6 protein-coding genes are annotated in these 7,535 nt (G+C 44.1%); 2 read left to right on the top strand and 4 right to left on the bottom strand.

Annotated elements, in window-relative coordinates; translation table 11 throughout:
* The first annotated feature begins 156 nt into the window (after positions 1–156).
* Positions 157–2,847, top strand: coding sequence for a hypothetical protein (locus B2U47_RS07480; protein WP_296678567.1), 2,691 nt, complete (start codon positions 157–159; stop codon positions 2,845–2,847).
* 12 nt (positions 2,848–2,859) lie between these two features.
* Positions 2,860–4,635 (top strand): N-acetylglutaminylglutamine amidotransferase, encoded by a 1,776-nt coding sequence (locus tag B2U47_RS07475; protein WP_296678568.1) that lies wholly within the window; start codon positions 2,860–2,862, stop codon positions 4,633–4,635.
* Here B2U47_RS07475 and B2U47_RS07470 read toward each other — a convergent pair.
* From B2U47_RS07470 to B2U47_RS07455, 4 genes are all read right to left on the bottom strand, one after another.
* Positions 4,632–5,519, bottom strand: a complete 888-nt coding sequence (locus tag B2U47_RS07470) for a Dam family site-specific DNA-(adenine-N6)-methyltransferase (RefSeq protein WP_296678570.1) — start codon at positions 5,517–5,519, stop codon at positions 4,632–4,634. The two genes, B2U47_RS07475 and B2U47_RS07470, sit on opposite strands and share 4 nt — an antisense overlap.
* A 5-nt stretch (positions 5,520–5,524) precedes the next feature.
* The gene (locus B2U47_RS07465; RefSeq protein ID WP_296678572.1) at positions 5,525–6,355 is read right to left on the bottom strand and encodes an EcoRV family type II restriction endonuclease; all 831 of its coding nucleotides are present in this window, start codon (positions 6,353–6,355) and stop codon (positions 5,525–5,527) included.
* A 143-nt stretch (positions 6,356–6,498) separates the two neighbouring features.
* On the bottom strand, positions 6,499–7,029 hold the full coding sequence (locus tag B2U47_RS07460) for a lipocalin family protein (RefSeq protein WP_296678574.1): 531 nt from the start codon (positions 7,027–7,029) through the stop codon (positions 6,499–6,501).
* A 76-nt stretch (positions 7,030–7,105) separates the two neighbouring features.
* Positions 7,106–7,534: a SufE family protein gene (locus B2U47_RS07455; protein WP_296678576.1), complete on the bottom strand. Its 429-nt coding sequence runs from the start codon at positions 7,532–7,534 to the stop codon at positions 7,106–7,108.
* Between the last annotated feature and the right edge of the window lies 1 nt (position 7,535).

The following is a 7,535-nucleotide window of genomic DNA, read 5'->3' as shown; positions in this document are numbered from 1 at the left end:
ACGGGAAATCCCAAAGAGCCAAAATAAGACGCAGCCGATCATTATACATTCCACAAAAGATCTGAATTCATCTATGAGGTTTCAAGACAAGGAAAAGGATGAATTTGGTTTTAGAATAAAAACCACGCAAGAAATTGAATATTAAAGGAAAGATATATGTCTAGTGATGCAGTGAAAAAATATGCCATTAAAATAGAATACTATTACGAGAATGAGGACGATGAACGTGTATTTTCTCAAGGGAGCGGGGTGATATTTAAGTCTCATGAAAAAGACCAGGCATATTATATCTTGACTGCGAAACACATATTTTTCCCAAAAAATAAAAAGATGGCTATAGAATATGGATTGTTTGCAGAAAACTCTATAAACATAAACAAAGATAATATCTTTGTGTTTATTGAGGCGTATCCAGAGGACAACATCATCTGCTCAAATATTACTGTTCGCTTTTTAGCTAATAAAAAAGTGGATATTGGACTTATCATACTTCCAGCATCAGAAACAAAAATTGAAAAAGAAGTAAGCACGCTAGAGTTCTTTGATTTAGATAATAATAACTACTCCTCAAAGAATTTCTTCATCTCAGGCTATCCTAGGATAACAAAAAATGTTGAGCAAATAAGCAAGCTAACTCCATATATTGTTCAGCACCATCAATTTGATGAAAGCGGGCACACAAAAATGCTTTGCAAAAGTAGTCCGGTTTTGTCAATGGGAAACATTGTAGCGTCCATGCAAGGAATATCAGGTGCAGGAACTTTTATTCAAGAACGCGATGGAAAATTAAATTTAAGTCACATACAGTTTGGTGTGCTTGAGCCAAATACCTTTTTATGCACACGCCTTGATACATTTACTGATGAAATAAATGAAATTATCACCAATAATCACTCTGAAAGATATCCGGTAAGCATCAATACAAAAGTTGTAATAGATAATGAAAGTCTAAACTTTGATGACTTTTCAAATCTCGACTTCTTCAAGGATAAGATAAGAAACAATGCCTTGGCTTACAATAAATCTATAAAGGATAAATTCGGGATTGAACTCACGCCTTATATCTTTGATAATGATTTTCTAGACGGCTCTTTAATACAAGAAAACGCGGATAAACTTAGAAAAATTCATAAGGAAATAGAACAGCGATCTATTGCCCTGTCTTACTTGTACGCTTATCTTGCGGTTATTGCCCACAAAAATAAATCTAGGCGAACTACTACTGCCTTATTTAAAAGGGCAATCAACTTAAATCCAGAGCACGAACAGGCTTTTATTTTGGAAAAAGCCAGACGTACTAACAACTTTGAAAACATAGAGCAAACACTGCTAGTATCTCTTGAGGAAACAATTGACTTTCATGAAAGTTTGATAAGTATGGAAAATGATTTGAGCATTAAGATAGCAAAGATTAAGAATGCGATACTAGACATAATAAAATGCGAAGGTGATCAGACTTTAATAGAACAAGAAAAAGAAAAATACTTGGAAAAACTAGAGTTGGCGTATGAAGGTAATCACGTTTTAAGAGAACCATATAAATATCATGAGCTAGGAGAGTTTTATTTAAGTCTTGGATATAAAGAAAAAACACTATACTTTCTGCATGTAGCCTTTTATTTGCTTTCAAGTTATCCTCAGACGCAGAGCAATGCTTTAATGATGGGAGCGATTAAGCAGCAATTAGATGAGATTGTAATAGATGATAGTATTAATTTTGAAAGTATAAAAGAAAGCGCAAACAAAAAAGCCGTGCAAATCATTAAAGATCAAGAGGATCAGAACACTAAGAGGACATTGGAAGAAGTTAGTCGAATGCTAGGTACTGTCTATGATGATATTTATCATATAAAATTAGAAGAGAATAAAAGAAAGAAAACCATTAGTGGTTTGGAAAACCCTCTAAAATCCTTGAGTGCAAAGGTCGATCTGCAAATCAATCAAAATAGATCTCACAATCTTGATACGATATTAATTAATGAAAATATTTCAAAACTCGATATTTTTAACAATGCATTAAATAAACAACTTAGCAGCATTCAAGAAAAGTATGAAATTCATATAGATGACAAAACCCGTGCTGAACTCATATCAATCATCGAAGAACCGATTGAAACAATGAATTCCGGTTTAAGTAAGATAAATGCAGCAGCTCATGATGCTGAAAAATACATAAAAAGGTCAGAAGATAGCCTTAAAGTGCTGGTTGCACATGAGCAAGAAGGATTGTTATTAATTAACAAAGACGTCCAGGAAAGCATAGATGTACTTTCACAGTATCAGGCTAAATTAAGAACTGATAAAGATGAAGTTTTAGAGTTTTTGAAATCTTCGGAATTACGCATACTAGATAAAATTCACGAGCTTGATTTGACTGGCAAATATAAGAGCGAAATAATTGACTTAATTCATCGCGAGATCAATAAGTTGCATGATGTTGTTAATTCGGCGACTATTGAACAAGGTAGGAATAGTTTGAATATTATTGAATCCTCGAATAATATTGCCAAGGATTTAAACAAAGTCATAACAGCATGTCAAGAACTGGAAGTAAAGGCATTGGCAGAGATCAAAATGGCTGCAACTTTTGACTACACTAGTGATATTGATGCAATTAAGCGTAGTCAGAGTCGCTTTGAAAAAGCTTTATTAGGCCAAGTAAATAATGCCCTTTTAAAACATAAAAATATCCCCACAATATTATTGATGGATTTTGGCAAGAAAGTTTTATTGATTATATGCTTCATAATCATTGTTTTCATTACAACCTACTTTATTCTGCATTATGGTCTTTTAGATTTGCTCACCAATTTGTGGCACACTGCATGGAAGATGTTTAACGGGTAACAAGGAACTCCCATGTGCGGCATTTGCGGTGAACTACGCCTCGACGGGCAACTCCCCGAACTAAAATACCTCAACAGCATGATGGCAAAGCTGGAAAAGCGCGGCCCCGATCACGCGGGCAGCTTTTCTGATGGTGCGCTGGCGTTCGGGCATCGCCGCCTTGCCATCATTGACCTGTCGTACAAATCCAGCCAGCCGATGGTGGACATCGAATCCGGCTTGGCACTGGTATTCAACGGCACGATCTACAACCACCCCGAATTGCGGGCGGAACTGAAGGCTCGCGGGCATCATTTCTTCTCCGAAGGCGATACCGAAGTTATCCTCAAAGCCTACGCCGAATGGGGCGAAGACGCGCCCAAGCATTTGCTGGGAATGTTCGCTTTCGCGATTTGGGACATGCGCAAAAAAGTGCTGTTCATAGCGCGTGACCGCATGGGTATCAAGCCGCTGTACTACGCCACCGCTGGTAAAAGTTTCCGCTTTGCCTCCAACACGCAAGCCTTGCTGACCACGTCGGGGATTGATACCAGCCTCGACCCGCTGGCGCTGCACAACCTGTTTTCGCTGCACGCAGTCGTGCCAGCACCGCGCACGGTGCTGAATGGCATCCGTAAGCTGCAACCCGCGCATTCCCTGACCATTCACATGGACGGGCGGCAAGAGCTGAAACGTTACTGGAATTTGGTAGCACGTCGCCCAAGCGAGCCGCGTTCCGAACAGGAATGGATCGACGCCGTACACGAATCGCTGAAAACCGCCGTGCACCGCCGCAATAATATTGCCGATGTACCCGTGGGCGTGCTGCTGTCGGGCGGGCTGGATTCAAGTCTATTGGTCGGCTTATTGGCTGAAATCGGCATCCAAGACATCCGCACCTTCACCATCGGTTTTGACGACCAGCCGGAAGAAAAAGGCAGCGAATACGAATATTCCGACGCGGTGGTGGAACGCTTCCGCCCCACCCACCACAAGTTCCACATCCCCAACGAACAGACCTTGCTGCGCCTACCGGAAGCGGTGGCGAACATGGCAGAACCGATGTTCGGGCAGGATGCGATTGGTTTCTACCTGCTCTCCGAACAGGTGTCAAAGCATGTGAAAGTGGTGCAATCCGGGCAAGGCGCGGATGAAGTGTTTGGTGGCTATTTCTGGTATCCGCAAGCCCACGCATCCACCCATCCCGACAAATTGCAACGCCTCGCCCCGTATTATTTCGACCGCGACCACCGCGAGATGGCGGAAATGTTGCAAACCCCGTTCCAAACCCGCGACTATACCGGCGAACTGGTGCGCGAATTGCTGGAATCACCCGATGCGGAAGAAACGCTGGATGCGGTATTACGTGCCGACGTGACGACTTTCATCGCCGATGATCCGGTCAAGCGCGTGGATAACATGACAATGGCATGGGGACTGGAAGCGCGTGTACCGTTCCTCGATCACGAACTGGTGGAACTGGCTGCGCAAATGCCGACCGAATTGAAATTGCGCGATGGCGGCAAATACGTGCTGAAACAGATTGCGCGAGGACTAGTGCCAGATAGCGTGATTGACCGCCCCAAGGGGTATTTCCCCGTGCCTGCCTTGAAGTTTGTGCGTGGCGAATTTCTGGAAATGATGCGGGATTTGCTGGATTCGCAAACCTGCCGCGAACGTGGTTTGTATCAGCGTAGCTATATCGACAAGGTGATCGCCAACCCCGAAGCGCATTTGACGCGGATTCAAGGCAGCAAACTGTGGCACATGGCAGCGTTGGAGATGTGGTTGCAGAGCGTCAAGGTTTAACCCAACAACGCAAATTGCTGAAACGCCTCTACCTTTTGCTCATCAGCGGACGGATCGTAGTTTGTCACTAATGCCTCAATCATGGGATTGCGATTATCTTCACTCGCGCCGACATGGTAGAAATGCTCCCGTGTCAGCACGTTAAACTTGCCCCACAGTGACTTGATGTAGGTATTTTCCCGAAAATCATTGTGATGCCAAGTGGAAAGGATGAATTTGCCATCCAGTTTTTCCAGCGCAGCATGAAGGCGATGTTCCTGAAGCTCATCCCATCCGTTGTAATAATCCACATGGCGATCAATATACGGCGGATCACAATACACAATGTCATCCGCCGACACTTCCTGGAGTGTTTTAGTAAAATCCTGGCATTTAAACTCAAACTGCTTGGTGTGCAAGATTTTCGCAACGGCATCGACCTGATTCACGATTTTGGTCACATAGGCTTGGGCAAATCGCTGCGGTTTACGACAAAATGGAATATTGAACTCACCCTTCCGATTAAAACGGATCATGCCGTTAAATCCGGCGCGGTTCAAAAACAGAAAGTCCAAAGGTGCATGGTATTGATTAAAGCGTTCGCGGATTTCATAGTAATGCACTTCGCCCTTTTCCAGCAGCAAAGCCCCTTCTCTATTCAAATAAACGCGGACACTTTCAGACGTAATCACGCCTTTTGCAAGGCAAGAATAAAAGTTAACCAAATGCGGATTAGTATCACACAACAAAGCCTGTTGCGGAGTAAGGTTAAAAGCCACAACGCCAGTCCCCATAAATGGCTCAACCCACCGCCCCTCAAAATTAACGGGAATAATGTTTTTGATCCAAGGCACAAGTTTGGTTTTAATGCCTTGAGATTTGATTGGGGGAACGCTGACTTTCATTGCTATCATTCCCCACCATTCTGTTTGTCGACTACCAGCGAAACATCACCACCGCGATAAGCAACAAAAGCTTTCAGCGTCGAAATTTTGTTGGTAATACCTTGCTCGTTTTGCACAATAATTTTGCAATAGTTCATCCAATAATCGTCAAACCAACTTTCTCCCAAACGGGAAAACATGCCGCGCCCGTTGATAATGTCGTCGATATTATTGATGCTGCCGATATTGGCGGTATTGCCGCTGCCGCCTTTATCACTGGCGATTTGCCATTTTTCTACTACGAAAAACTGGAAATTTTTGACCACTGAAGCGATGGACTGCAATTCATCCAGCCGATGGGAACGGGTTTCGTCTATCGTTGCGCCTTCTGCTCTATCGTAGATGATGCCAAGGCAGAAATGCCCCGTATACGAGCCATAGGGAAACTGGATGTTTTTGGTACTTTGGCGGTTCTCGAAGTAAGTTCCGTGCGAACCCAATGTGAAACCGTTACACAAATGCGGCTTTTTGGGGTTGCGGTAAGTTGTCTTGAAATCAACGGCAAATTTGACGCTTTCATCATCCGTTTTGACGAAAGAAATATCCGGGTAGTAATTCTGGTGGTCAGCCAACACCACACGATAGCCGTTGTCTTGCGCAAACTGTAGAATTTTTGGGAACAAGTGAATTTCCAATATCTTGGAAACGATCTTGGTGTCAGATGAAATTGTGTAGACGTTCTGGAATACGTCGATAAATCCCTTGACCGTCCACTGTCCATTTTCCGTACTGACGTGCTGCTGGAGACTACTAACGAACGTGGCTAATTTTGCGCGGAACTCTTGCTTATGATCCATTTGGCTACTGCTTTGGGTTAAGTTCTCTTGTCCAGCTTAACAAGACGGGCACGGAAACCCAAGCTATCTATGCAGCAAACTGTGGCACATGGCAGCGTTGGAGATGTGGTTGCAAGCGATAGAGAAATAAAACCTCCCGCCCTTCAATCCTGTTTCACGAAAATCAGCTTTTCTGTAGCAAAACCAAGGCTTTTCGCCTTGTCTACCAAACGCTGCTGCACAGCTACATCCAGTTGCGGTGTACGCGACAAAATCCACAAGTAATCTCGATCATTGCCCACAATCATGACGTACTGGTAGTTCGGATCCAGCTCCACAATATTGTAACCACCGTAAAACGGGCCAAAAAACGATACTTTCAGTTGCCCTACATCCTTTGAGCCGACAAATCTGGCGCGACCTTCCGCCTCCTGCCATTGCTGTTTGGCTGTATTGTAGCCCCGGTTGAGGACGCGAATATCGCCATCGTCACGAGGGCTGTATTCTGCCGTTACCTGCTCCAAACCTCGCTCAAAGGAATGGTCAAGCCGGGCGATTTCATACCATTTACCCAGATAGCGGTTAACCTCAAATCCGGTCACAGGCGTTACCCCATCAGGCACACCGACACAGCCCGACACCAACAGCGCCAATACAAATAGCCAAACAGCATAAAATGCCTTGTACAATTTCATAAAAAACTCCCGTCAAAGTGCGACAACAATATCACACCAGTTATACATTGCTGATAACCAACAGTACCACTACGGTTTAAAAGGTGATCAATGCCTGTGCTTGTGCACGCATTTTGTCGACGATGGCGTATATACCCACGTGACGGGTGGGGCTAAGATTTTCCGCCAGTTGAATCTGGTCAAAAAGGGCGTCAACATCCATGTCAACGATTTGTTGGGGGCTTTTGCTGGAAAACAGGTTGACCAAGAGCGCCACTACGCCCTTGATAATAGCGGTATCACAATCACCGTGAAAAATGACCTTGCCGGAGCCGTCCGGGTCAGGCAATGCCCTTACCCACACCTTGCTCATGCAGGCTTTCACCCGGTTGTCTTCGGTCTTTTCGGTTTCGGGCATCGGTTCCAGCGCCTCACCCAGTTCGGTCAGGTATTGGTAGCGTTGTTCCCAGTCGTCCAGAAAGGCGAAATCACTGCTGATGTCATCAAATGTCATGCTGCCGGTCATG

The sequence above is a fragment of the Thiothrix sp. UBA5583 genome, from assembly GCA_002425225.1.
GTDB classification, from domain to species: domain Bacteria; phylum Pseudomonadota; class Gammaproteobacteria; order Thiotrichales; family Thiotrichaceae; genus Thiothrix; species Thiothrix moscowensis.
Note: the sequence above shows the minus strand (reverse complement) of the source record. Positions and strands in the feature narration are given on the sequence as shown.